Source organism: Ensifer sp. Root31 (assembly GCF_001424825.1).
GTDB lineage: Bacteria > Pseudomonadota > Alphaproteobacteria > Rhizobiales > Rhizobiaceae > Ensifer > Ensifer canadensis.
Genome location: NZ_LMCO01000015.1, coordinates 253 through 23901, shown reverse-complemented (window position 1 = coordinate 23901; position 23649 = coordinate 253). Strand labels below are relative to the sequence as shown.

General features: G+C 63.2%; 18 protein-coding genes and 2 pseudogenes. 10 read left to right on the top strand and 10 right to left on the bottom strand.

Features of this window, described 5'->3' with window-relative positions; genetic code table 11:
* Positions 1 to 60 precede the first annotated feature (60 nt).
* From ASD00_RS15975 to ASD00_RS15965, 3 genes are all read right to left on the bottom strand, one after another.
* Positions 61 to 3213 (bottom strand): efflux RND transporter permease subunit, encoded by a 3153-nt coding sequence (locus tag ASD00_RS15975; protein WP_057207574.1) that lies wholly within the window; start codon positions 3211 to 3213, stop codon positions 61 to 63.
* A 26-nt stretch (positions 3214 to 3239) separates the two neighbouring features.
* Positions 3240 to 4349, bottom strand: coding sequence for an efflux RND transporter periplasmic adaptor subunit (locus tag ASD00_RS15970; RefSeq protein WP_057207533.1), 1110 nt, complete (start codon positions 4347 to 4349; stop codon positions 3240 to 3242).
* Between the two features lie 109 nt (positions 4350 to 4458).
* Positions 4459 to 5067 (bottom strand): TetR family transcriptional regulator, encoded by a 609-nt coding sequence (locus tag ASD00_RS15965; protein WP_025428336.1) that lies wholly within the window; start codon positions 5065 to 5067, stop codon positions 4459 to 4461.
* A 219-nt stretch (positions 5068 to 5286) separates the two neighbouring features.
* On the opposite strand from ASD00_RS15965, the gene ASD00_RS15960 reads away from it, so the two are divergent.
* A complete protein-coding gene (locus tag ASD00_RS15960; RefSeq protein WP_057207532.1) occupies positions 5287 to 6255 on the top strand; it encodes a DUF808 domain-containing protein in 969 nt (322 codons plus the stop codon).
* 97 nt (positions 6256 to 6352) lie between these two features.
* On the opposite strand, the gene ASD00_RS15955 is transcribed toward ASD00_RS15960, so the two are convergent.
* On the bottom strand, positions 6353 to 7114 hold the full coding sequence (locus ASD00_RS15955; protein ID WP_038577748.1) for a L,D-transpeptidase: 762 nt from the start codon (positions 7112 to 7114) through the stop codon (positions 6353 to 6355).
* Between the two features lie 108 nt (positions 7115 to 7222).
* On the opposite strand from ASD00_RS15955, the gene ASD00_RS15950 reads away from it, so the two are divergent.
* From ASD00_RS15950 to ASD00_RS15940, 3 genes are all read left to right on the top strand, one after another.
* The gene (locus tag ASD00_RS15950; RefSeq protein ID WP_057207531.1) at positions 7223 to 7885 is read left to right on the top strand and encodes a response regulator transcription factor; all 663 of its coding nucleotides are present in this window, start codon (positions 7223 to 7225) and stop codon (positions 7883 to 7885) included.
* The gene (locus ASD00_RS15945) at positions 7885 to 9240 is read left to right on the top strand and encodes an ATP-binding protein (RefSeq protein WP_057207530.1); all 1356 of its coding nucleotides are present in this window, start codon (positions 7885 to 7887) and stop codon (positions 9238 to 9240) included. The genes ASD00_RS15950 and ASD00_RS15945 overlap by 1 nt, the downstream gene beginning before the upstream one ends.
* Positions 9241 to 9309: 69 nt before the next feature.
* Positions 9310 to 9636 (top strand): DUF1801 domain-containing protein, encoded by a 327-nt coding sequence (locus ASD00_RS15940; protein ID WP_200951470.1) that lies wholly within the window; start codon positions 9310 to 9312, stop codon positions 9634 to 9636.
* A 43-nt stretch (positions 9637 to 9679) separates the two neighbouring features.
* Here ASD00_RS15940 and ASD00_RS15935 read toward each other — a convergent pair whose 3' ends face one another.
* Positions 9680 to 10642 carry a LysR family transcriptional regulator gene (locus ASD00_RS15935; RefSeq protein WP_025428330.1) on the bottom strand — a complete coding sequence of 321 codons (963 nt, stop codon included), beginning with the start codon at positions 10640 to 10642 and terminating at the stop codon, positions 9680 to 9682.
* 108 nt (positions 10643 to 10750) lie between these two features.
* On the opposite strand from ASD00_RS15935, the gene ASD00_RS15930 reads away from it, so the two are divergent.
* The 3 genes from ASD00_RS15930 (at position 10751) to ade (ending at position 15879) form a co-directional block, all read left to right on the top strand.
* Positions 10751 to 12553 carry an adenine deaminase gene (locus ASD00_RS15930; RefSeq protein WP_057207529.1) on the top strand — a complete coding sequence of 601 codons (1803 nt, stop codon included), beginning with the start codon at positions 10751 to 10753 and terminating at the stop codon, positions 12551 to 12553.
* 59 nt (positions 12554 to 12612) lie between these two features.
* Entirely contained in the window at positions 12613 to 14016 is a 1404-nt protein-coding gene (locus ASD00_RS15925; RefSeq protein WP_082523592.1) for an NCS2 family permease, read from the top strand.
* A gap of 72 nt (positions 14017 to 14088) precedes the next feature.
* A complete protein-coding gene (gene ade / locus ASD00_RS15920) occupies positions 14089 to 15879 on the top strand; it encodes an adenine deaminase (RefSeq protein ID WP_057207528.1) in 1791 nt (596 codons plus the stop codon).
* A 71-nt stretch (positions 15880 to 15950) separates the two neighbouring features.
* Here the strand turns inward: ade and ASD00_RS15915 are convergent, their stop codons facing one another.
* From ASD00_RS15915 to ASD00_RS15905, 3 genes are all read right to left on the bottom strand, one after another.
* A complete protein-coding gene (locus ASD00_RS15915; RefSeq protein ID WP_225906401.1) occupies positions 15951 to 17084 on the bottom strand; it encodes a serine hydrolase domain-containing protein in 1134 nt (377 codons plus the stop codon).
* 5 nt (positions 17085 to 17089) lie between these two features.
* On the bottom strand, positions 17090 to 18688 hold the full coding sequence (locus ASD00_RS15910; RefSeq protein WP_057207527.1) for an ABC transporter substrate-binding protein: 1599 nt from the start codon (positions 18686 to 18688) through the stop codon (positions 17090 to 17092).
* 90 nt (positions 18689 to 18778) lie between these two features.
* A complete protein-coding gene (locus tag ASD00_RS15905; protein ID WP_234907948.1) occupies positions 18779 to 19942 on the bottom strand; it encodes an FAD-binding oxidoreductase in 1164 nt (387 codons plus the stop codon).
* 116 nt (positions 19943 to 20058) lie between these two features.
* Here ASD00_RS15905 and ASD00_RS15900 point away from each other — a divergent pair, with 116 nt between their 5' ends.
* The 3 genes from ASD00_RS15900 to ASD00_RS15890 all read left to right on the top strand — a co-directional run bounded on the left by ASD00_RS15900 (position 20059) and on the right by ASD00_RS15890 (position 22902).
* Complete coding sequence (locus ASD00_RS15900) at positions 20059 to 20682, top strand: XRE family transcriptional regulator (protein WP_025428323.1); 624 nt, start codon at positions 20059 to 20061, stop codon at positions 20680 to 20682.
* 235 nt (positions 20683 to 20917) lie between these two features.
* Entirely contained in the window at positions 20918 to 21595 is a 678-nt protein-coding gene (locus ASD00_RS15895; protein WP_057207526.1) for an FCD domain-containing protein, read from the top strand.
* A complete protein-coding gene (locus ASD00_RS15890; protein WP_025428321.1) occupies positions 21592 to 22902 on the top strand; it encodes an MFS transporter in 1311 nt (436 codons plus the stop codon). Before ASD00_RS15895 ends, ASD00_RS15890 begins: the two co-directional genes overlap by 4 nt.
* A gap of 34 nt (positions 22903 to 22936) precedes the next feature.
* Here the strand turns inward: ASD00_RS15890 and ASD00_RS40090 are convergent.
* Together ASD00_RS40090 and ASD00_RS40085 are read right to left on the bottom strand one after the other, a co-directional pair.
* A pseudogene (locus ASD00_RS40090) lies at positions 22937 to 23348 on the bottom strand (FAD-binding protein); the annotation flags it as partial.
* 1 nt (position 23349) lies between these two features.
* Positions 23350 to 23618 (bottom strand): annotated as a pseudogene (locus tag ASD00_RS40085) (electron transfer flavoprotein subunit alpha/FixB family protein); the annotation flags it as partial.
* Positions 23619 to 23649 lie beyond the last annotated feature (31 nt).

The following is a 23649-nucleotide window of genomic DNA, read 5'->3' as shown; positions in this document are numbered from 1 at the left end:
CAATCGATAGAGCGCTCCGGGGGCGCCGAGCTGGTAGCTGCTATGGCGGCGCCGTCAGCGCTACTCGGCAGCAACCGCAGGCGGATAGATCATCGGCGCCGCAGGCTCGGCCTTGCCCGCTTCAACGGATTCCGGTTCTGATGTCTGCTTCTTCGGCTCCCGGCCGAAGAAGAGCGCGTAACCGGCCGGCAGCACCAGAATTGTCAGAACGGTGGCGACAAGGATGCCGCCCATCATCGCATAGGCCAAGGGCCCCCAGAAGACGCCGCGCGAGATCGGGATCAGCGCCAGAACCGCGGTCAGTGCCGTCAGCGTGATCGGACGGAACCTGCGCACGGCCGAGCCGATGATAGCTTCGGAGCGATCCATGCCCGCGGCAATGTCCTGATCGATCTGGTCCACCAGGATGATCGAGTTGCGCATGATGATGCCGAGCAACGCGATAACCCCGAGGATGGCGACGAAGCCGAAGGGGGCGCCGCTGATCAGCAGCGCCGCCGCCGCCCCGATTATGCCGAGCGGACCGGTTGCCAGAACCAGCATCGCCTTGCCGAAATGCTGCAGCTGGACCATCAAGAGCACGACGATGACCGCCAGCATGATCGGCGCCTTGGCGGCGATCGAACCCTGGCTTTCGGCCGCGTCTTCGGCGCCGCCCTGGATGCTGATGCTGTATCCGGGCGAAAGACCATCGCGCAGCGTCTGCATGTCGCCATACATCTTCAACGCCACATCGTTCGGCTGCACGCCGTCGGGCAAGGTGCCGCGAACGGTAATCGTCGGCAGCCGGTCCCTGCGCCATTCGATGCCTTGCTCGAGCACGGGCACGACCTTGGCCACCTGAGACAACGGAACGAAGCTGCCGAAATCGGTCGGGATGTAGACGGATTCCACCGACGAGAGCAGCGCACGGGTCGCATCCGGCTCACGGGCGACGATCGAGACCGTCTCCTCGCCATCACGGAAGTTGTCGAGCGGCACGCCGGACATGGTGGCCTGCAGCATCTGCCGGACGCGCTGCGAGGTGACGCCGAGCGCACGGGCGCGATCCTGGTCGATGACCAGCTTCATTGCCGTCACCGGCTCCAGCCAATCGTCGTGCACGGCACCGAGCTGCGGGTTTTCGGCGAACTTCGCCTTCACCTGATCGGCGATGCGGCGCACCTCCTGGCGATCCGGCCCCATGACGCGCATCTGTACCGGCCAGCCGGTCGGCGGGCCGAGGAAAAGGCGATCGACCTTGGAGCGGATCGACGGGAAATCCTCGGCAAGGATCTTGCGCAGCTTGACGATCAGCCGTTCGCGCGCCGGCTCGTCATTGGCCATGACGAGGAGCTGGGCGAAGTTCGGATTGCGCAATTGCTGGTCGAGCGGCAGGAAGAAGCGCGGCGCGCCCTCGCCGATATAGGTCGCGATGAAGCGTTTGTCCGCATCGTCGATCATCCGCGCTTCGAGCGCCTTGGCCTCACTTTCGACTTGCTTGATGCTGGTGCCTTCCGGCAGCCAGAGATCGACGAGGATTTCCGGACGGGAGGATTGCGGGAAGAAGTTCTTGGGTATGAACTGGAACGCCCACAGGCTGACGAAGAAGGCGACAAGCGTCATCGACAGCACGATGATGCGATGGTGAACCGCCCAGGAGACCGTCGAGCGCAGCCGCCGATAGAAGCGAGTGTCGAAGACATCGTGATGGCCGCCGGCATGGGAGCGCTGCTTCAGGATCATGTTGCCGAGCCAGGGCGTGAAGTAGACGGCGACGAACCACGAGACCACCAGCGCGATGCCGACGACGTAGAACAGCGAGCGGACATATTCGCCCGCCGTCGAGGCGGCAAAACCGACCGGGATGAAGCCGGCGGTGGTAATCAGCGTGCCCGTTAGCATCGGGAAGGCCGTCGAAGAATAGGCGAAGCTTGCTGCCTCGACCTTGATCAGCCCCTCCTCCAGCTTGCGCTCCATCATCTCGACAACAATCATCGCGTCATCGACCAGGAGCCCGAGAGCGATGATCAGCGCCCCGAGCGAGATGCGCTGCAGGTCAATGCCAAGCTCGTACATGATGGCAAAGGTCGCCGCCAGCACCAGCGGAATGGTGATGGCGATCACCAGGCCGGAGCGCCAGCCGATCGACAGGAACGAGACAACAAGCACGATCACCAGCGCCTCGCCGAGTGCCTTCATGAATTCCCCAACGGCCTCCTTGACCACTTCCGGCTGGTTGGAGATCTGATCGACGACCATGCCGTAGGGCAAGGCCGCCTCGAAACGCTGATAGGTCTCTTCGACGGCCGTACCGACATCGGTCACCTTGAAGCCCTTGGCCATCACCACGCCGATCTGCACGCTGTCCTGACCGTTGAAGCGGAACTTGCGAGAATAGGGATCCTCCAGCCCCGAGGAGACGGTGGCGATATCGCCGAGGCGGGTGACCTGCCCACCGGCCGTCACGCTGAGGTTGCGCAGATCCTCGACCTTGTCGAGGCCGCCCTCGACGGAAATGCGCACGGAGCGCGAACCGGTATCGACCGAACCTGCGGGATCGACATTGTTCTGACCGGCGATGGTATTCCTGAGGTCGTTGAGCGTCAGCCCGCGCGCAGCCAACACCTTGGAAGAAACGTCGATATAGATCTTTTCGGGTTGATCGCCGAGGATCACCGCCTTCTCGACGCCGGGTGTCGTCAGCAGCATGTCGCGCGCCTGGATCGCGAACTTCTTCAGTTCGGGATAGCTGTAACCGTCGCCGCTCAATGAATGCAGGGTGATGAAGGTGTCGCCGAACTCGTCGTTGAAATAGGGCCCGTGCAGCCCTTCCGGCAGCTCACTGGCGATATCACCGACTTTCTTGCGGACCTGATAGAACGCGTCGGCCACCTGCTGGGCATTCGTGTCACCCTCGACCTGCAGGGTGATGATCGCGCTTCCGGCGCGGGTATAGGAGCGCACGAAATCGAGATGCGGGGTTTCCTGCAGCTTGCGCTCGATCTTGTTGACGACCTGATCCTCCATCTCCTGGATCGAGGCGCCCGGCCAGAAAGCCTGCACGACCATGACGCGGAAGGTGAAGTCCGGATCTTCCTTCTGCCCCATCCGCATCAAACCGAGCGCGCCGGTGATGATGATCAGGCCGAACAGGAACCGCGCGATACTGGGATGGGCGATCGCCCAGCGCGAAAGATTGAAAGGCCGTTTTTCTTCTGACGGTAGGGACATCGGCATCATTCCGCGGTTGGGTTGGTTCAGCGCACGATTTCGGCGGCTGCGGTCTTGTCGGTCGCGGCGGACTGGCGGGCGATATCGCCCGATATCGCAACCTTCAGGTCTTCGGTCATGAACTGCGTGCCGGCGGCAACGATCAGATCGCCGCGCTTCAGCCCGTCGACCACGCGCACGCCCTCGCCGGTAAAGTCGGCAACGGTGATCGTCCTGCTCTTCACGGTCTCGCTGTCACGGTCGACGACCCACACCGTTGTTTCACCGTCCTTCTGAGCCAAAGCGCTCAAGGGCACGGACATGTGGCGCTCGGCGTCATCAGCCGAAGCCAGGATGGTTGCGGTCATGCCGAGCAGAATGCGCGGATCGTTGGGCAGACTGACGCGCACGGCAAAAGTTCGCGACGGCTGTTCGGCACTGCCCGCGACCTCGCGCACCTTGCCGTCGAGGATCAGGCCCTGATCGGACCAGAAGCCGGCCTTTACCGCCATGCCCGGTTTGAAATTGGCGACATCGACTTCCGGGACGGCGATGAGCACTTCCTTCTCGCCGTCGACGGCGACGGTGGCGACAGGCGTGCCGGAGCCGACCACCTGTCCGACATCGGCAGCAATTGCAGCGACGATGCCGCTACGGTCAGCAACCAGTTCGGTATAGGTCACCTGGTTCTTCGCCTGGGACAGCGCCGAGCTTGCGGCATCGCGCGTTGCCACGGCCTGGTTATGGCTGAGTGTTGCCTGGTCGAGCTGCGCCTGGGAGGCGACTTTCCGGGCAAAGAGTTGTTCGGCGCGTGCGCGAACCAATGCGGTCGTCTCGACCTGGCGCTCGGCGGCCTCAAGGTTCGCGGCCGCACTCTTGACTGAAAGATCATAGTCCGTCGCATCGATGCGGGCGAGCGGATCGCCGGACTTCACCCGGTCGCCGACATTCACCAGGCGCTCGGTGATCTTGCCGTTGATGCGAAAGCCGAGGTTCATTTCCGTTCGGGCACGCACGACACCGGAATAGTTCATCTGCCGCGCTTGTCCGGCATCGCTGATCTCGACCACCTTGACCGGCCGCAAGACCGGCTTGGCTTCCTCCTGCTCCTGCGAGCAGGCTGCCAGCACCAGGGACATCGCGGCAAGAAGAGCCATCCTTGCGCTCAACGCGAAACGGCTACGGGTTTGAACGGGCATAGACATTTCCGCACTCCTCGGCGGCATCAGCCACACGGTACACATCGGGGGCCGCTACCCGGCCTGGTCAGTTTTTCAGTGCCTTGATCGCAAATTCGATCAGTTCATCCGGCGTCGCCCGATTTTCCTTCGAGAGACATTGAGCCACCATCTGCGGGTGGCAGAGGATCACGGTCGCGGCGCCGAAACATCTGGAGGCCGCGTCGGCGTCCTGCTCGGGGAATTCGCCCGCAAGAATACCTTCGCGGATCACATCGGCGACAAGGGCATGCAGACGATCGATGTGCTTGTCGATCACGTGCCAGTCGCGTTCCATCGCGATGACGACCATCTCATGCACCTTCTGGTCGTCGAGCATGACCTCCACCGTCATTTGATGCTGTGCGCGGATATATTGCCGCAAGCGCTCGGTCGCGCTCAGCGGCTGCCGGCAGATGTCCAGAGCCTGCTGATAGCTGGCAGCCAGCATGCGGCCGCAGATCGCCTGATGGATCTCCGCCTTCGAAGCGAAGAAACGGTAGATATTGGCGGGCGACATGCCGAGATCGCGGGCGATGTCGGCCACATTGGTCTTCGAATAGCCGAAATGCCGAAACAGCCGCTCGGCCGCATCCAGGATCCGCGAGACGTTTTCCTGACGCGTCGCGTCCAGCTGGCTGTCGATGCTGTCATCCATGTAAGTCCGCTTTCGATTTACGACTGACGATTTTCATATTTCGTCAGTCGTAAATCGAAAGCGGACCTACGTCAACCGAAACGAGCCACTTTTCGCCTCACGTTATGGTGTCCGCTCGCCAGAGAATTTGCATGTCGTTGACTCGGCACGCGGCGGTGGTTACTGCCGAATCCTGGAGCACCCGCCCCATGGAATTTCAGCGCAAAGGGTTCGCGTTCAATGGCTACTGGTCTCATCGCCCTGCTCGACGACGTTGCCGCCATCGCCAAAATGGCGGCCGCCTCGCTTGACGACGTCGCCGCACAGACCGCAAAGGCCGGCGCAAAAGCAGCAGGCGTGGTCATCGACGACGCAGCCGTGACGCCGCGCTACGTCGTCGGGCTGACACCGGAACGCGAACTGCCGATCATCGGCCGCATTGCGCTCGGCTCGCTCAAGAACAAGATCCTGTTCCTGTTGCCCGGTGCACTGCTGCTCGGCTACTTCGCCCCCTGGGCGATCACCCCGCTGTTGATGCTGGGCGGCATCTACCTCTGCTACGAGGGCGCCGAGAAACTTTATGGCGTCTTCTTTCCGCACGCGGCCCATGAGCACGAAACCGCCGTGCTCGGAGAAAAGACCGATCCCGTCGCGCTTGAAAACGAGAAGATCGCCGGCGCCGTGCGCACCGATTTCATCCTGTCGGCCGAGATCATGGCGCTCACGCTCTCAACCGTCGCCGATGCCAGCATCTATATGCAGGGCGTGGTGCTTGCCGCGGTCGGCATCGCCATTACGCTTGCCGTCTATGGCGTCGTCGGCCTGATCGTCAAAGCCGACGATGCGGGCGTCGCGCTGGCCAAGACCTCCGTATCGGCGCTACGCGCCATCGGCCGCGGCCTGGTCGTCGGCATGCCGATCTTTCTGAAGGTTCTCGCCGCCATCGGCACTGCGGCGATGCTCTGGGTCGGCGGCAGCATTCTCGTCCACGGCCTTGCCCAGATGGGATATGCCGGCCCGGAACACATCATCCACGACATCTCCGAAGCCGTGGTCCACGCGCTCCCAGTTGCCCCGGGTCTGATCGGCTGGATTGCCACGTCGGCGCAGCAGGCCCTGCTGGCGATCGTCGTCGGCGCTGCAACCATCGCCGTCATGGGCAACATCGTCGCGCCGATCTGGGGACGACTGAGACCTGCGAGCCACTGACCTCGCATCATTGGCGCCGCCACGCTCTGGCCCTGCCCGGGCCAGAGACATGCATGTTCCCTAATCGGTCGATATTGACCGACCGGACAAGCCGCGATCAGCTCGTGGCGAGATGCGCCTTCGACGGATCGGGAATGACGACGATCGGGCTACCGTCTCGGACCTGAGCGTGCAGATAGACCACATCCTGGTTGAGCATGCGGATGCACCCGGACGAGACGGCCTTGCCGATCGACCGTGCCTCGGGACTGCCATGGATGCGGTAGAGCGTGTCCTTGCCGTCCTTATGGATATAGAGCGCCCGCGCGCCCAAAGGGTTCTTCAGGCCCGGCCCCATGCCGCCGTTCTTGATGCTGTAGGGCTCGAGCCTCGGCTGCCGCGCCACCATTTCGTCGGGCGGCGTCCAGCGCGGCCATTTCCGTTTATAGGCGACCACCGCCCGCCCGGACCAGGCAAAACCCTCGCGGCCGACACCGATGCCATAGCGCATGGCGCGCTGGCCGGGCAACACGTGGTAGAGGTGTTTCGCCGGCGTATCGACGATGATCGTGCCCGGCCGCTCCTGTGTCGGATAGTCGACTTCCTGGCGCCAGAACTTCGGATCGACCTGGGAGACATCGACCGCGGGAATGGGAAATTGCTCATCCGGCATCGCGTAGTACATCGGCGGAACGGTGCCCTTGGGCGGCGGCGTCATCTCGACCACCGTCGGCTTCGGTGTCGGGCGCGCGGTTGCTGCACAACCTGAAAGCAGGATGGCCGTCGCGCCAACGAAAAGGCTGCGGCGCGTCAGCGAGCCGCCGGATCGCAAATAGGTTCTGGCTGATGGTAACGGGTTCAGTTCATCTATATCGGACATTCATCGACTCGGGGCTTGTTACGATGACGCCCAAAGGAATGCGCTACCTTAAGGCTGCCTTAAGGGAGGTGCTAAACAACCGCCGTCGGTTAATTCGTGGAGACCTAAGTGCGGGTACTGATTGTCGAAGACGATGACATTTTGCGCGACGGGCTGAAGGTCGGCTTGGCGCTCGCCGGTTTTACCACCGATGCCGTCGCCACCCGGGAGAGCGCCGACGCGGCGCTGGCCGCAGGCAAGTTCGACGCCGTCGTCCTCGATCTAATGCTGCCGGACGGCTCCGGTGCGGACGTGCTGAAAAAACTGCGCGACGCACGCAACGACACGCCGGTCCTGCTCTTGACCGCCCGCGACACGGTCGCCGATCGCGTCAGCGGGCTGGACATGGGCGCCGACGACTATCTCGGTAAACCCTTTGACCTCGATGAGGTGGCAGCACGGTTGCGCGCGCTCGCGCGCCGATCCGCCGGTCGATCGACCGCCTTCATCGAATGGTCGACGATCCGGCTCGATCCAGCCCGGCAATCGGTGGAAAAGGCAGGCGCGCCGGTCCGGCTCTCGCGTCGGGAATATTCCATCCTGCATGCGCTGATGTCGCAGCCGGGCGCGATCTTTTCGAAGGCGACGCTGGAGGACAAGCTTTACGGCTGGCAGGAAGAGGTCGAAAGCAACGCGGTCGAGGTGCATATCCATCACCTGCGCAACAAGCTCGGCCCTGGCCTGATCGAAACCGTCAGGGGCATCGGCTACCGGCTCGGCAGCAACATCTGATGCGATCGATCCGCGCACGCCTCTTCTTCATATTGCTCGTCACCACCGGGCTCATGTGGCTTTCGGCCACCCTGTGGATCTTCTTCAGCACCCGCGCCGAGGTCGAGCAGGTGCTCGACGCCCGACTGATGGAGGCGGCGAAGATGGTCAGCTCGCTTGTGGTCAACCAGGAGATCGACCCGGATAAGCCGGCGCAGACGAAGGCAAAGATCCCGGTGCTCGAGCACCCGCATTACGACCGGCAGCTTTCTTGCCAGATCTGGTCGCTGGACGGCACCCTGATCGGCAAGTCGGAAAGCGCGCCGGAGACGACGCTGTCGGCGCATGCGACCGGCCTTTCCGAGACGGTGATCAATGGCGAAACCTGGCGGGTCTACGCGGTCGAGAATGCCGAGCTTGGCGTGCGCGTGCTCGTCGGCGACAACCTGCGCATCCGCGACAGGCTGGTCAACGACGTCGTCAAAGGCCTGCTCTTTCCGGCCCTCCTGATCATACCGCTGCTGGCGACCCTGATCTGGCTGAGCGTCGGGCGTGGTCTGGCACCGCTCAGAAAACTGGCGGGCGATCTTGCCGCCCGCGACGCCTCGGACCTGCACCCGATCAAGGAGACCGCAACACCGAGCGAGATCAGTCCCGTGCTTCGCGCATTGAACGGTCTCTTCGGCCGCGTCGCCGGCGCACGTCAGCGCGAGCAGAATTTTATCGCCTTTGCCGCCCATGAACTTAGAACGCCGCTTGCCGGGCTGAAAACCCAGGCCCAGGTGGCGCTGGCGAGCAACGATGCCGAAATCCGCGAAAAGGCTCTCGGCCAGATTGTTGCTGGTGTTGACCGCACCGGACGGCTCGTCCGGCAGTTGCTCGACATCGCGTCGGTCGAAGCGTCGGAAACGGCGCGCACTGTGGCCGAGGTCAATCCCGGCGAGATGCTGGTTTCGCTCAGGAGCGAACTGCTTGGCCATGCCGGCAGTGCCGCGACGGTTGTCGTCGACCCCAGTCTTTGCAAGCTGCAGGTCAGGACCAATTCGGATCTGCTGCGACTTGCCGCCCGCAATCTGATGGAAAATGCGCTCCATCACTCGCCGGCCGGCGGAACGATCCTCTGCTGGCTTGAAAGCGACGACGGAACGACCACGATTGCGATCGATGACGATGGCCCGGGCATTCCGCCGGAGGAGATGCCCCACGTCACCGAGCGTTTCTTCCGCGGACGCTTCAAGGCCGCGATCGGCAGCGGCCTCGGCCTGAGCATCGCCGAACTCGCGCTCGATCACGCGGGCGCCGCGTTGGTTTTGCGAAACAAGGTCGGGGGTGGATTGTCCGCCAGGATCGTCCTGCCCAAACACCTCATCGCGTGAGCATAGTCGGCGCACGTCGCGTGATATTGGTGCGTTCAGAATTCTGCAACGAGTCGTAAGCGAGCCATTATGGACAAGCGCATTGAAGCCTTCCTCGCCGATATTCGCGACCGCGGCGACACACAGTTCGCGATTGTTTCGCGGCTGCGCGAGATCGCATTGGCGTCCGGGGCGGGCATTTCGGAAGAGATCAAATATGGCGGCCTGCTGTTTTCCGCCGCGCGACCGTTCTGCGGCATATTTCCGTATTCGGCCCATGTCACCCTGGAATTCAGCGAGGGCGCCGCGCTACCGGACGCGCATGGCGTGCTTGATGGGTCAAGGCAAGGCGCGCCGCCACATCAAGATGCATTGCGTGTCCGATATCGCGGCAAAGCATGTGGCCGCCTATGTTGACTTGGCTTTGAGAGCCGCCGGCTGATCGATTGCGGACGCCGCGTCAGCGGATCGCACGATTCGACGGCATGCTGACTTTCTCCACGTAGTAGCGCGGAATGCCTGTGCGCTCCCGGTCGCGATAAAAGTCGATGCAGAATTCGACAAAGGCCCTGAAGCGCTTCGACACGTGCCGCCGGCGCGAATAGATCAGGTTGATCGCCGTTTTCGGCGAACTCCATTCGGCCAGAACAGGCTGAAGCAATCCCGCTTGCCGCTCCGTCTCCACGAAGAATTCCGGCAGATAGGCGATGCCCTCGCCGGCAACCGCGAAATACTTGATCGTCCAATAGTCGTTGGTGGTGCAGGTTGCCGCCGGCAGCAGATCGATCTCGGCATCGCCGTCGCGCGTCAGATACCAGGATTGCAGGCGTGTCTGCTGGCGAAAGACGAGCCCGCGATGGCCGGCGAGGTCGTCGGGCTTAAGCGGTGCGCCGTGCCGGGCGATGTATTCGGGGCTCGCAACGAGACCGTAAGATGAGACCGAGAGCCGGCGACTGATGTAGTCGACATCTGATGGTTCGCCCCAGTGAAAGATGCCGTCGAGCGCCTGCTCGGTGACCTCGGAGAACGGTTGCCGCGAGCTCAGAAAAACGACGTCGAGATTGACCTGCGGATATTGCTGGCGAAATGCGTAGAGCAGTTCGGATGTGATCGTCGTGCCGAATTCGCCGGTCGAGCCGACGCGCAGCGTGCCCGCTACCTCCTGCCGCATCTCGGCCATCGCCGTTGCCGCATCCTCGCAATTCGACTGGATGAGCCGGGCATAACGCAGGAACTCCGCTCCGGCGTCGGTCACATGCAGCTGATGCCCCTCGCGCACGAAGAGTTCGATGCCGAACTCGTCCTCCAGCTGCCGGATCTTGTGGCTGAGGGTCGATTTCGGCAGCCGATGCAGGCGGGAAGCCGCTGAAATCGAACGGGAATCGGCAACTTTCACGAAGCAGTCGAGAAGCGAGAGATCCATTTTTCGTCCAAAATCCTGTACGATATGTCCGATAAATACGCCATTTCGGCCCATTGTACAAACGAAACCAAACTGGGAATATTCGGCGACGCTAAGGGAGAGGTTTCAGTGAGCAATATCAGAGAATTCATCCGGGCAGCCTCGGGCACCGGCAACAAGGCCACTTTGGCGATCCGCGGCGGCAGGCTCGTCAACGTCGTATCGGAAGAAATCTACCAGGCCGATGTCGCGATCTACGGCGAGCGGATCATCGCCGTCGGCGACATCTCCGTTTATGTCGGGCCGGAAACGAAGATCGTCGACGCCACGGGCAAATACCTGGCGCCCGGCATGATCGACGGCCATCTGCATGTCGAATGCTCGAAGATGTCGCTAACGAGCTTCGCCAAGGCGGTCGTCCCGCTCGGCACCACGTCGATCGTCACCGGGCTTGACCAGATCATCGTCGTCGGCGGGCCGGCGGCGGCGCGTGAATTCCTCGACGAGGCCAAGCAGACACCACTCAAGGTCTTCTGGGGCGCGCCCTGCAAGACGCCGTACACCATGCCGCGTTCGACCGTCGGGCACTATTTCAGTCCTGCCGATCACCAGGCCACCCATCACTGGCCGGAATGCGTCGGCATTTGGGAAACCGTGCGCGAGTTCATCCAGGAGGAAGACCCCGACGTGCTGGCGGCGCTCGAGCTTGCCGAAAAGAGCCGGCTCCCGGTGCTCGGCTGCTGCCCGATGACGCGCGGAGCGCGCCTCAACGGCTACCAGCAGTCCGGCGTGCGCGCCGACCACGAAAGCTATTCGCCGGAGGAAATGCTCGAAAAGCTCAGGGCCGGCATGCATGTCGTCGTGCGCGAATCCTCGATCTCCCACTTCCTCTCCGACAATCTGCGCATCGTCACCGAAATGGGCGTCAAGGCCTTGCGCCGCATCAGCTTCTGCACCGATGACGTCGTTGCCAGCGACATTCTCAAGCGCGGCCATCTCGACAATATGGTGCGCATGGCGATCGCCATGGGAATCTCGCCGATGGCGGCGATCCAGATGGCAACGATCAACGGCGCCGATGCCCTTCGCATCGACGACAAGGTCGGCTCAATCTCGCCGGGTCGCGCCGCCGACATCCTGCTCGTCAACGACCTGCGCGAGTTCAGGATCGATGCCGTCATCGCCAAGGGTGAGGAAGTCGCGCGTGACGGCCGCATGGCCATCGAACTGGTGCCGCCGCCGCGCAGCGCCGCGCTATTGACTTCGATGAAGGTCGCGCCGCTCGAACTCGACGATCTGAAGCTGCGTTATGACGGCCCCGGCGACAGCGCCGCTGCCATGGCGATCGCCGTCACGCCGGAAAAGATCTTCGTGCGCACCCGCCGCGATGTCACCCTGCCAGTCAAGTACGGATGCGTGCTCGCCGACCCGGCAAAGGACATCCAATATGTCACCGTGGTCGAGCGCTACGGCAAGACGAAAAACCGACCCGTCGCCTTCACCTCCGGCTTCGGATTGCGCGAAGGCGCAATCGCCAGTTCGACCGCGCCCGACGACAACAACATCATCTGCATCGGCGCCGACCCGGAAGACATGCGGGTCGCCATCAACCACCTGATCGCCAACCATGGCGGCCAGGTGGTGGTCAAGGACGGCAAGGTCGTCTCCTTCCTGCATCTGCCGATCGGCGGCATCGTCTCCGATATCGAACCATCGGAAATGGCGGCGCTGGAGGAGGAACTGGACGATGCGGCGCGCGGGCTCGGCTGCACCCTGCCATGGCCGTTCATGTACATGTTCGTGCTTCAAATCACCGCGATCCCGGAATATGCCATCACCGATCTCGGGGTCGTCGATTGCGTCCGGCTCAAGGTGATCTCGCCGCTCGCCGGGAACGGCGGCGAGGAAGCGCGCGCCGCAGCAGCAGAGTAAAGCCTTGGAAGGGGTCGGCATCGCCGGCCCCTTCCTCATTTCAAAAAAAGGGGAACAAAATGAACTACCAACCCAAGGGCGTTGAGCCGGCGTCAGGCCAGGCACAAGCCTCCTGGCTCGCCAGCCTGCTTGACCGCTACTTCCAGATTTCCAAATTCGGCTCGACCATTCGAACCGAAATCCTCGCCGGGCTGACCACCTTTCTCGCCGCCTCCTACGTGATCGTCGTCAACCCTTCGATCCTGTCCCACGCCGGCATTCCGTTTTCGGCCGGCGTAACGGCGACCGTACTCGTCAGCTTCATCGGCAGCTGCGCCATGGGGCTCTATGCGCGAAGCCCGATCCTGGTGGCGCCGGGCATGGGCATCAATGCGCTGTTTGCCTATACGATGGTTGTCGGCGCCAAGGTACCGCTGGAAATCGCGCTGGGCTGCGTCTTCTGGGCCGGCGTGCTCTTCACCGTCATGGCCTTCTTCAACCTGCGCCAGACGATCATCGAGGCGATCCCGGTCGACCTGCGTTATGGCATCGCCTGCGGCATCGGTCTGTTCATCGCACTGATCGGCTTCGAGAATGCCAAGTTCATCATCGCCAATCCGGATACGATCGTCGGGCTGACGACGTTCAACCCCGTAACCCTCACCTTCATTGCCGGCTTCATCCTGACGGTCGCGCTGGTGGTCCGCAAAGTTCCCGGCGCGATGATGGCCGGCATGATCCTCACCACCATCCTCTCCATCCCGATCGGCCGCTGGTGGGGCGACGGCAGCGCGTTTTCGCCGGATACGCCTGATGTGCATACACTGGTCAATTGGAGCGGCTTTTCCGCGGCACCGGATTTCAGCTTCATCGGCCAGATCGACCTCGTCGGCGCCTTGAGCCTGATCTACCTGCCGTTCATCTTCGTCTTCCTGTTCACCAATTTCATCGAGGCACTCTCGACCTTCCTCGGCCTTGCCGAAGCGGCTGACCTCAAGGACGAGCAGGGATTGCCGCGCAACATCAAGCAATCCATGCATGTCGACGCCGTCGCTGCGCTGATCTCCGCACCGCTCGGCACCAGCCCCGCCACCGTCTATCTGGAATCGGGCGCTGGCATTGCGCAGGGCGGCCGTACCGGGCTCGTCGCCCTTGTCGCCGGCCTGCTGTTCGTGCCGTTCCTGTTCCTGTCGCCGCTGTTGTCGCTCGTTCCGGCCGTGGCAACCGCGCCCGTTCTGATCCTCACCGGCCTCTTCATGTCCGAGCCGATGAGCAAGATCCGCTGGACCGACATCGACGAAGCGATCCCGGCGTTCCTTGCCATCGTGCTGATCCCGCTGACATTCTCGATCACGCTCGGGCTGTCGCTCGCAATCATTGCCTATGTGCTGATCAAGCTGGTCTGCGGGCGGGCGGGCGATGTAAAACCGGTCATGTGGTTCGTCGCCCTCTTGGCGGCAGCGCTCATCGCCCAGACCCAGTAAACCTGTCGGCGCCTCCTTTTTACTCAGACGTCAAAGGGGGCGCCGACATCGTCTCCATTGAAGGAAACTGTCATGCTCCAATCCTGGTCGAGGACCGCACCCGAGCTCGTCGACGTCGCCATGGGCCGTGCGCCGGCGGACCTCGTCATCCGCAACGGCAAATGGGTCAACGTCTATTCCGGCGAGATCATTCCGCACACCGACATCGCGGTCAAAGCCGGCCGCTTCGCCTATGTCGGGGCCGACGCCAGCCATACGATCGGTGAAGGCACCAAGGTCGTCGACGCTGCCGGGCGTTATCTCGTGCCGGGGCTCTGCGACGCGCATATGCATGTCGAAAGCGGTCTCGTCACCGTCACCGAATTTGCGCGCGCCGTCATCCCGCACGGCACGACGACGATGTTCATCGACCCGCACGAGATCGCCAACGTGCTCGGCCTGGCCGGCGTGCGGCTGATGAACGACGAGGCGCAAAGCCTGCCGATCAATGTCTACGTGCAGGTGCCGAGCTGCGTGCCGAGCGCGCCCGGGCTCGAGACGGCGGGTGCTGAACTCTCGGCCACGGACGTGGCCGAAGCGTTGAGCTGGCCGAACATCATCGGGCTTGGCGAGATGATGAACTTTCCTGGTGTCGCCTTTAACGATCCCAAGATGGTCGCAGAAATCGCGGCAACCCAGGATGCGCGGCTGACCGTCGGCGGACACTATGCTTCGCCGCATCTCGGCCGGGAGTTTCACGCCTACGCCGCTGGCGGCCCGGCCGACGATCATGAAGGAACGACCGTCGAGGACGCGATTGCCCGCGTCAGACAGGGCATGCGTGCGATGTTGCGGCTCGGCTCAGCCTGGTTCGACGTTGCCGCCCAGGTCAAGGCGATCACTGAAGCCGGCGTCGATCCGCGCAACTTCCTGCTCTGCACCGACGACAGCCACTCCGGCACGCTGGTCCACGACGGCCACATGAACCGGGTGGTTCGCCACGCCATCGCCCAAGGGCTGAAGCCGATCACCGCCATCCAGATGGCCACGCTCAACACCGCCCAGCATTTCGGCGTCGAGCGGGAACTCGGCTCGATCGCACCAGGACGACGGGCCGACCTGATCATCACGTCGGACCTTGCTGCCCTGCCGATCGAGATGGTGTTTGCCCGCGGCGAACTGCTGGCAGATTCCGGCGCCTTGGTGCGCGATATCCCGCCCTTCGTTTATCCGGAAAGCGCCCGCAACACCGTGCACCTCGGCAAGACGCTCAAGGCCGGAGATTTCGACATCGGGCTTAACAGCACCGCGACCCGCGCGCGGGTCCGGGTGATCGGCGTCGTCGAGAACCAGGCGCCGACGCGTGCGCTTGAAGCCGAGCTTTCGGCGGCGGGCGGCATCATCGAGATGGATCGCGCCCAGGACGTCTGCCAGATCGCGCTGGTGGAGCGTCATCGCGGCACCGGCGACGTCGTCAATGCCTTCGTCTCCGGCTTCGGCTATGACAGCGATTGCGCGGTTGCAAGCACCGTGGCCCACGACAGCCACCACATGATCGTCGTCGGCACCAACAAGGACGACATGGCGAAAGCCGCGAACCGGCTGCACGAGGTCGGCGGCGGCATCGTGGTGATCAAGCACGGCAAGGAGCTTGCACTGGTTGAACTGCCGGTCGCGGGGCTGATGTCGGATCAGCGTGCCGAGATCGTGGCGGACAAGGCCGCGGCACTAGTCGAAGCGATGCGCGTCTGCGGCTGCCGGCTGAACAACGCCTACATGCAGCATTCGCTGCTGGCGCTCGTCGTCATTCCCGAACTGCGCATCTCCGACAAGGGGCTGATCGACGTCCGGACCTTCGAAAAGGTCGACGTCCTCATTTCATAACAATGCTGTCAAAACGCTCGACCGCCCGAACGGGCGGTCGAGCTGATTTCGAGACGTGATCGCCAGCGGGCTTAGCTGTCCATGATGATGCCGATTGCCTGATCGAGCACTTGATGCAGACCGCTGGCGTAAAAGGACATCCGGTAGCCCGAGCCCACATTGCTGGTCATGGCGATTGTCAGACCCGATTTCGGCTCGTGCTGCATCACGGTAACATAGCCGGGGATGCTGCCCTGGTGGCCATAGACGAGCCGATCCGCGTAGCTGCTCTGGAACAGCCCCGCCCCGGTCTCGCGCATCCGCGTACCGGGAAAGCTAACGGCGACACGGCTTTCGCTCATCTCCCGGAACATTCCGTCCGCCAGCAACTTGCCGCCAAACAGCGCCCGAATGAAGGCGATCATGTCGCCGGGCGTCGAGACCATGTCGCCGCAGCCATAGGCCGCCGTGAACGGAAACGAATCCGATGAATCCTGCAGCGCGTCGGAATAGGGCAGGACGCCGTCCATGCGCCACATCTCGGCTCCGGCAGCGATGCCCGCCCCTGCATCCGCAGCCGGTGGCGGTCGGTGGTAGTAGCCGCGCACCATGCGCTCTTCCGGGAAGCTCTCGGTCGAAGGCGACCAGGTGTTTTCGAGCCCGAGCGGTTCGAGCACCTGATGGCGGACATAATCGCCGAGCGACTTTCCGGTAACCTCTTCGATCAACATGCCGGCAAGCACATAGCCGGTGTTGTTGTAGACGGCCGGACCGCCGGGCGCCGACTGAGTGCCGACCCGAAACGCGAGATCGACGAGTTCGGCCGGCGTCCAGATGCGGTCCGGGGTCATCGGTATGTCGTACTCGAATTCCGGCAACCCGCCGCGATGGTTGACGAGTTGGCGCACCGAAATGGCAGCGGCACCGGGAAGGTCCGGGAACCAGTGCGAGATCGGCGCGCCAAGCTCCACCACACCGCTTTCCGCCAGCTTCATCAGGGCGGCAACGGTAAACGTCTTGGTGCAGCTGCCGATCTTGAACAGTTGCGTTGGCGAAACCGGTATCCCCCGCGCCCGGTCGGAAAGTCCCGAGGTCAAGGTGACGGTCTCGCCATCGCCCTGTGAAAAGGCCAGGGAGGCGCCGACGGCACCATCGTTGATGTAGCCTTGAAGCAGTCGGCTTAGATCGGCAAGCGTGACGCCGCCGCTCATTGTCATCTCGTCCATCCGGCTTACTCCGCGATATCGACGTTGGCGAAGTTCTGGCGGCCGAAGGCGTCGAGAACGTAATTTTTCACGCTCTTGCGCACAGGGATCGACACGACGGAATGGGCGATCGGCGCAACAGGCACTTCCGCCTTGAGGATGGCCTGCGCCTTGCCGTAAAGCGCTGCCCGTTCCTTGGGATCGGCGGCGACGCGCGCATCCTGAAGCAACTTTTCAAAGTCGGCGTTGCACCAGCGCGCCCGGTTGGAGCCGCCCTTCACGCCGTCGCAGCTAAGCAGATAGCTCAGCATATTATCCGGATCACCGTTGTCGCTGCTGCCGCCGAGCAGGAAGGCGTCATGCTCGCCCTTGGCGGTGCGGGTCAGATACTCGGCCCACTCGAAGCTGACGATCTCGGTTTTCACGCCGATGGCATTCCAGTCGGCCTGGATCATCTCTGCCATACGGCGGGCGTTCGGGTTGTAGGGCCGCGACACCGGCATCGCCCAGAGCGCGATCGACAGGTCGCCCTCGTGGCCTGCTTCCTTCAAAAGCGCCTTGGCGCCTTCCGGATCGTAGTCGATGCCCGCGTCCTTGGCCGCACCGAGCTGTGCAGGCGGCACCACGCTGCCGGCAACGCTGCCTGCACCCTGATACACGGCTTCCACGATCGCCTGCCGGTTGACCGCCTTGGCGAGCGCCAGGCGGATACGCGCATCACCGAGCGGCTTGTGTTCGACGTTGAAGCCGAGAACGCCGATATTCTGGCCTTCGAGGTTATAGACCGTCACCTCGGGGTCGTTCTTGAGATCGGCGACGGCTCCGGGCGGTGGTGGCGCCGCCACCTGGCACTCGTTCGCCTTCAGCCGGGCGACCCGCACGGTGGGCTCCGGTGTGATCGCAAAGACGAGGGTATCGATCTTCGGCGCACCGTTCCAATAGTCCTTGTTGGCCGCATAGCGAATCTGGCTGTCCTGCGCATAGGCCTCAAGGATGAACGGCCCTGTGCCGACGGGCGCCTGGTCGATCAGCTCCGGGGTGCCGGCTGCGACCATCTTCTCGGTCTGCTCCAGCGAGAGAATGGAGAGGTAGTCGAGCGCAATGCTGGGCAGGAAGGTGACGTTTGCCGACGTCAGTGTGAAGCGCACGGTATGATCGTCCAGCTTTTCGATCTTCTCGATCAACGGCCCAAGCCCAAGCGCGCTGAAGTATTCGTATGAGGCGTTCGAGAGCTTGTGGTACGGATTGTCGGCGTTGCGCTGGCGGTCAAAGGTGTAGAGCACGTCGTCGGCGTTGAATTCGCGTGTCGGCGTAAACTGCGCGTTGGTGTGGAACTTGACGCCATGGCGCAGATGGAAGGTGTAGACCTTGCCGTCTTCGGACACATCCCAGCTCTCGGCGAGCGCCGGCCCGACTTCCGTCGTCCCCGGCTTGAATTCCACCAGCCGGTTGAAAATCGGCTTGGCCGCGGCATCCATAGTCGAATCCGCCGTTCCGATCATCGGGTTGAAGGTCTCGGGGCTCGCCTCCGAGCAGTAGACCAGCGTCTTCGCATAGGCCTGCCCGCCCATGAGGATTGTCGATGCGACGAGCGCGGTGCGCAGAATCAGACGTGTGGATTTCATAGCAAACGCTCCTGGTTGCCTTTGTGTTGACGTCGTAGCGGGGTTCTCCTAACCGCATCGACGACGTTTCGATCTTGATGGTCTATCCGGTCATGGGCCGGCCGGGGAAAGCGACGGGGTGTGCGCCGCCGCCATAAATCGGACGGGTGCCAGCGCACCGAACTCGACGCCGAGGGAGGCGACATCCGCAGGCATCGCGGCATCGCGCAGCAGCGCCGAGGCGATCCGCGCCAGGGTCAGCGACACCTGGAAACCATAACCGCCCTGGCCGCCGAGCCAGAAGAAGCCCGGCAGGCGCGGATCGAAGCCGACGACAGGCGTGCGGTCCGGCGAGAAGGTGCGCAATCCGGCCCATGGCCTTTGCGGGCGGCCGATGCGAAGTTCGGTCGCCTGCTCGATCCGGTCGACCGCGATGGCGACGTCAATATCTTCGGGATAGGCGTCGCAGGGCGGTGAATCCGTTTCATCCGCCAGCGAGCCGATCAGCTTTCCGGCATCCGGCTTGAAATAGAAACGCTCATGCAGATCGACGGCGAGCGGCCATGTGCGCGCGTCGAGCCCCGCGGGCGGGTCGAACATGAAGGCGGTGCGCCGTTTGGGCGAGAACCCGAGCCCCGCCAGCCCTGCCCGCTCGGCGATCACATCGACCCAGGCGCCCGCCGCGTTGACGACCATATCGCCTTCGTAGGAGCCGGCCGAAGTCACCACTTGAAAGCGGCCGGAAATACGGGAGATCTGCAGCACTTCCTCGCCCGAAATGACAGTCCCGCCAAGCGCCTTCAGAGCGGCGGCCGCGGCATGGACCATCTTGCCGGTGTCGATATCGAGAGCGCCGGGCTCGTAGACGCCGCCGCACGTGGTATCGGCACGAATGACGGGAATAAGCACGCTGACTTCGTCTGCCGAAAGCCGCCGGACGCTGGGCACGAGCGCCTGGTACTTCTGCGCCAGTTCATCGACCATCGCATCGTCGTCGCACCCACCGAAATGCAAGGCGCCGCGCACATGCTCGGCAAAGCCGCCATCGACGATGGCCGGCCGGCTGGCAATGGAGAGCGCTCTGACCACCGTGTTGCCGTAGGTCTCGGCAAAAAGCGCCGCCGAGCGGCCGCTTGCGTGATAGCCGAGATGCGCCTCCCGCTCGATGAGGACGACCGATGCCCATTCTTGGACGGCAGCCGCAACCGACAGGCCGGCGATACCGCCGCCAATGACAATCACTTTGGGAGAAGAGGATCCTGAGCGCATAGCCATTGGTAAATTCATTTTCCGATACGGTCAATATTTAGCGTATCGGAAAATTCTTGGCGCTTGTTGCGAGGCGGCCAGAGTTGAACTAGCTAGGTAGATCTCGTTTGCCGGAGAGAACCATGTCGGAACAGCCAAACCTCGGCGATTGCCTGCGGAACCTGAGGAAACATCACGGCTGGACCCTTCAGGACGTCAGCCACCTGACCGGCGTTGCCGTCTCGACCTTGTCCAAGGTGGAGAACGACCAGATGTCGCTGACCTATGACAAGCTGCTGCAGATCTGCGCCGGCCTCGGCGTGCATGTCACCGAATTGCTCAGTGGCGACAGCAAGCAGCCCGCCGCCCGCACGCGCCGCTCGGTAACCTCGGCCACGACGACGCTGCGGCAGCTGACCCGCAATTACGACTACCACTACCTTGCAACCGATCTGGTGAGGAAACGCATGGTGCCGATCCTCGCCCATGCCCGCGCGCGCACGCTTGCAGAGTTCGGTCCGCTGACCCCTCATGCCGGCGAAGAATTCCTGATCGTGCTCAAGGGCGAGATCGAGCTGCATACGGATCAATATGCGCCGGTGCGACTGAAAGCCGGCGAAAGCGTCTATATCGACTCGACGATGGGCCACGCTTATCTCTCGGTCGGCGAAGGCGACGCGGAAATGCTGTGCGTCTGCTCCGGCGACGAGCCGGATATGGAAAAGACGTTGCTCAGCATCACCGACGGCCAGACCACCGATCATTGATCGGCTTCCGTCGAGGATTTAGTCGAAGGAAGTATTTTATCGCTTTGTTCCGTCGACTCCCGATGGAACGCGACAGCCCCACCTCGCGGAGATGCGCGGTCGCCCGACAACAGCCCTCCACCGACCAGCGTCGCCGCGCATTCGGCCGATGTCGCCCCGATTCCACCACAACCAATTGACAGCGACTAAACTCAGACGTATTCGTTAGGTCATCTGATGACTTGATGAGTTTATCATGCAGCCCGTCAATCGAACCAATCTGGCCGACAGTGCGGCCGAAAGCCTGCGCGCCGAGATCGTCAGCGGCCGCTGGGGCGTCGGCGACCGCATCCCGAACGAAACTCTATTGACCGAGCTGTTGTCCGTCAGCCGGGGCACGGTGCGCGAGGCCGTGCGTGTGCTGGTCTCGCAGGGTCTGCTCGACACCCGCCAGGGCTCCGGCACCTATGTGCGCTCGACGGTCGATCCGGCAGGCGCGCTCGACCGTGTCAAACGCGCCGGTCTGCGCGACCAATGGGAGGCGCGCGCCGCCCTCGATGTCGAGGCGGCAAGGCTTGCGGCGATCCGCCATACACCCGCCGACCTCGAACGCATGACCCGGCTGCTGAAGGCTCGCGGCACAGTTGCCGATGGCGGCTACGAGGCCTTCGGCCATCGCGACATCGCCTTTCACAAATCCATCGTCGAAGCCTCCGGCAACCGCGCCATCGTCGGGCTCTACGATTTCTTCACCTCATCGATCCTCGAAACCATTCACTCGACGCAGAAGGGCGACGTGCCGGAACCCGACGAACAGGCCCATGCGGCGATCGTCGCGGCGATCGCCACCGGCGATCCGGACCGCGCCGCGTCCGCCGTTCGCGCCTTCATGGCGCCGGTGCTTCGCGAACTCGACAGGCTTCTTTCGCAATGAACCAGACTTTCCGTGATCCCAATTCCTCGGCCCATCAGGTCGCAGCCATCAACGGTCTCGAAGACCAGCTCATCGACGCCGAAGCCGACAGCGTACCCGAGCCTCAGCCGCCGGTGTTGCCGCGGGGAGCGGCGCGTTTCGTCCTCGGCGCCAGCCTCGTGCTGATCGCCTTCAACCTGCGACCGCTGTTTTCCAGCCTCTCGGTGTTGCTGCCGGAGGTGATGCGCGATACCGGCTTAACGACTGCCGGCGCCAGCCTGCTGACGACGCTGCCGGTGCTCTGCCTCGGCCTGTTTGCGCCGCTGGCACCAAAGCTGGCACAGCGCTTCGGTGCCGAACGCACCCTGCTTGGCGCCTTGGCTCTGCTCGCGCTCGGGACAGTGCTGCGCGGTTTCGGCCCCGTACCGGTGCTCTTCCTGTCGACATTCGCCGCCGGGGCCGCGATCGCCATCGGCAACGTGCTGCTCCCGGGCCTCGTCAAGCGCGACTTTGCCGACAAGGCGGCGATCATGACCGGGCTTTATACAATGGCGCTCTGCGCCGGCGCGGCCGGTGCCGCCGGCCTGACCCTGCCGCTCGAACACGGTGTTACCGGCTCGTGGTCCGGTGCACTCGCCATCTGGGCGCTTCCCGCCTTCATCGTGCTGTTGATCTGGATGCCGCAGGCGCTTGGCAGCAAGGCGCAGGTCAGACACACCGGCTTTCGTGTCGTCGGCCTTTGGCGCGACCGGCTGGCCTGGCAGGTAACGCTGTTCATGGGGCTGCAGTCGGCTCTGGCCTACTGCATCTTCGGCTGGCTCGCCCCCATTCTCAGGGAGCGCGGCTTCGACCCGGCAACGGCAGGCGTCATCGTTTCGGTCTCGATCATGACCCAGGTCGTCACCTGCCTGCTGGTTCCCTCCTTTGCCATCAGGCGCAAGGACCAGCGTGGCATCAATGTCGCGCTGATCGCAGCCGCAGTGATCGCGCTCCTCGGCATTCTGTTCGCGCCGCCGTCGACGGTGATCTTCTGGGCCATTCTCCAGGGCTTCGGCCAGGGCGGGCTGATCGCTGTGGCGATGACGCTCATCGTCTTGCGCTCGCCCGATTCCCATGTCGCCGCCCATCTCTCGGGCATGGCACAAGGCGTCGGCTATGTGCTCGCCGCCATCGGCCCGTTGCTCGTCGGCCTGATCCGCGACTGGACCGGCAGCTTCGACGCAGCCGCGATCCTGTTCGTGACGCTCGGCCTCGGCGCGGCGATCATGGGTTTTGGCGCCGGTCGGGCGCTGCATGTCGGCGCACGCACGATCAGGATCGACGGCTGAACGTCAACGTTCAGCCGTCGTCTCTGAAGTCTCATCAGGATGCCCGTTCCATCTCCGGCAGGGCTTCGAACAGGTCGGCGACGAGGCCGTAGTCGGCAACCTGGAAGATCGGCGCCTCCTCGTCCTTGTTGATGGCGACGATGACCTTCGAGTCCTTCATGCCGGCCAGATGCTGGATCGCACCGGAGATGCCGCAGGCAATGTAGAGATCTGGGGCAACCACCTTGCCGGTCTGGCCGACCTGCCAGTCGTTCGGGGCATAACCGGCGTCGACTGCCGCGCGCGATGCACCGACGGCAGCGCCGAGCTTGTCGGCAACCGGCAGGATCACTTCCTTGAATTTTTCCGACGAGCCGAGTGCACGGCCGCCCGAGATGATGATCTTGGCCGAGGTCAGCTCCGGACGATCCGACGACGACAGCGCGTCGGCAACGAAGCTCGACAGGNGACGAGCCGAGTGCACGGCCGCCCGAGATGATGATCTTGGCCGAGGTCAGCTCCGGACGATCCGACGACGACAGCGCGTCGGCAACGAAGCTCGACAGACCGGGATTGGCCGCAGCCGCGATCGTCTCGACCGAAGCTGAACCACCCTCGGCGGCCGAGGCGAACGAGGCGGTGCGCACGGTGATCACCTTTTTCGCTTCCGTCGTCTGCACCGTCTGGATGGCGTTGCCGGCATAGATCGGACGCTTGAAGGTATCGGCGGAAACCACCTCGGTGATTTCCGAAACCTGGGCGACATCG

What these genes read in the sequence shown, in the direction of transcription:
- ASD00_RS15945 (WP_057207530.1), top strand. Translation starts at nt 7,885, where the DNA reads ATGCGATCGATCCGCGCACGCCTCTTCTTCATATTGCTCGTCACCACC.
- ade (WP_057207528.1), top strand. Translation starts at nt 14,089, where the DNA reads ATGCTCCAATCCTGGTCGAGGACCGCACCCGAGCTCGTCGACGTCGCC.
- ASD00_RS15970 (WP_057207533.1), bottom strand. Translation starts at nt 4,349, where the DNA reads ATGGCTCTTCTTGCCGCGATGTCCCTGGTGCTGGCAGCCTGCTCGCAG.
- ASD00_RS15935 (WP_025428330.1), bottom strand. Translation starts at nt 10,642, where the DNA reads ATGGATCTCTCGCTTCTCGACTGCTTCGTGAAAGTTGCCGATTCCCGT.
- ASD00_RS15975 (WP_057207574.1), bottom strand. Translation starts at nt 3,213, where the DNA reads ATGTCCCTACCGTCAGAAGAAAAACGGCCTTTCAATCTTTCGCGCTGG.
- ASD00_RS15960 (WP_057207532.1), top strand. Translation starts at nt 5,287, where the DNA reads ATGGCTACTGGTCTCATCGCCCTGCTCGACGACGTTGCCGCCATCGCC.
- ASD00_RS15965 (WP_025428336.1), bottom strand. Translation starts at nt 5,067, where the DNA reads ATGGATGACAGCATCGACAGCCAGCTGGACGCGACGCGTCAGGAAAAC.
- ASD00_RS15900 (WP_025428323.1), top strand. Translation starts at nt 20,059, where the DNA reads ATGTCGGAACAGCCAAACCTCGGCGATTGCCTGCGGAACCTGAGGAAA.
- ASD00_RS15890 (WP_025428321.1), top strand. Translation starts at nt 21,592, where the DNA reads ATGAACCAGACTTTCCGTGATCCCAATTCCTCGGCCCATCAGGTCGCA.
- ASD00_RS15905 (WP_234907948.1), bottom strand. Translation starts at nt 19,942, where the DNA reads ATGGCTATGCGCTCAGGATCCTCTTCTCCCAAAGTGATTGTCATTGGC.
- ASD00_RS15895 (WP_057207526.1), top strand. Translation starts at nt 20,918, where the DNA reads ATGCAGCCCGTCAATCGAACCAATCTGGCCGACAGTGCGGCCGAAAGC.
- ASD00_RS15910 (WP_057207527.1), bottom strand. Translation starts at nt 18,688, where the DNA reads ATGAAATCCACACGTCTGATTCTGCGCACCGCGCTCGTCGCATCGACA.
- ASD00_RS15955 (WP_038577748.1), bottom strand. Translation starts at nt 7,114, where the DNA reads ATGTCCGATATAGATGAACTGAACCCGTTACCATCAGCCAGAACCTAT.
- ASD00_RS15925 (WP_082523592.1), top strand. Translation starts at nt 12,613, where the DNA reads ATGAACTACCAACCCAAGGGCGTTGAGCCGGCGTCAGGCCAGGCACAA.
- ASD00_RS15915 (WP_225906401.1), bottom strand. Translation starts at nt 17,084, where the DNA reads ATGGACGAGATGACAATGAGCGGCGGCGTCACGCTTGCCGATCTAAGC.
- ASD00_RS15940 (WP_200951470.1), top strand. Translation starts at nt 9,310, where the DNA reads ATGGACAAGCGCATTGAAGCCTTCCTCGCCGATATTCGCGACCGCGGC.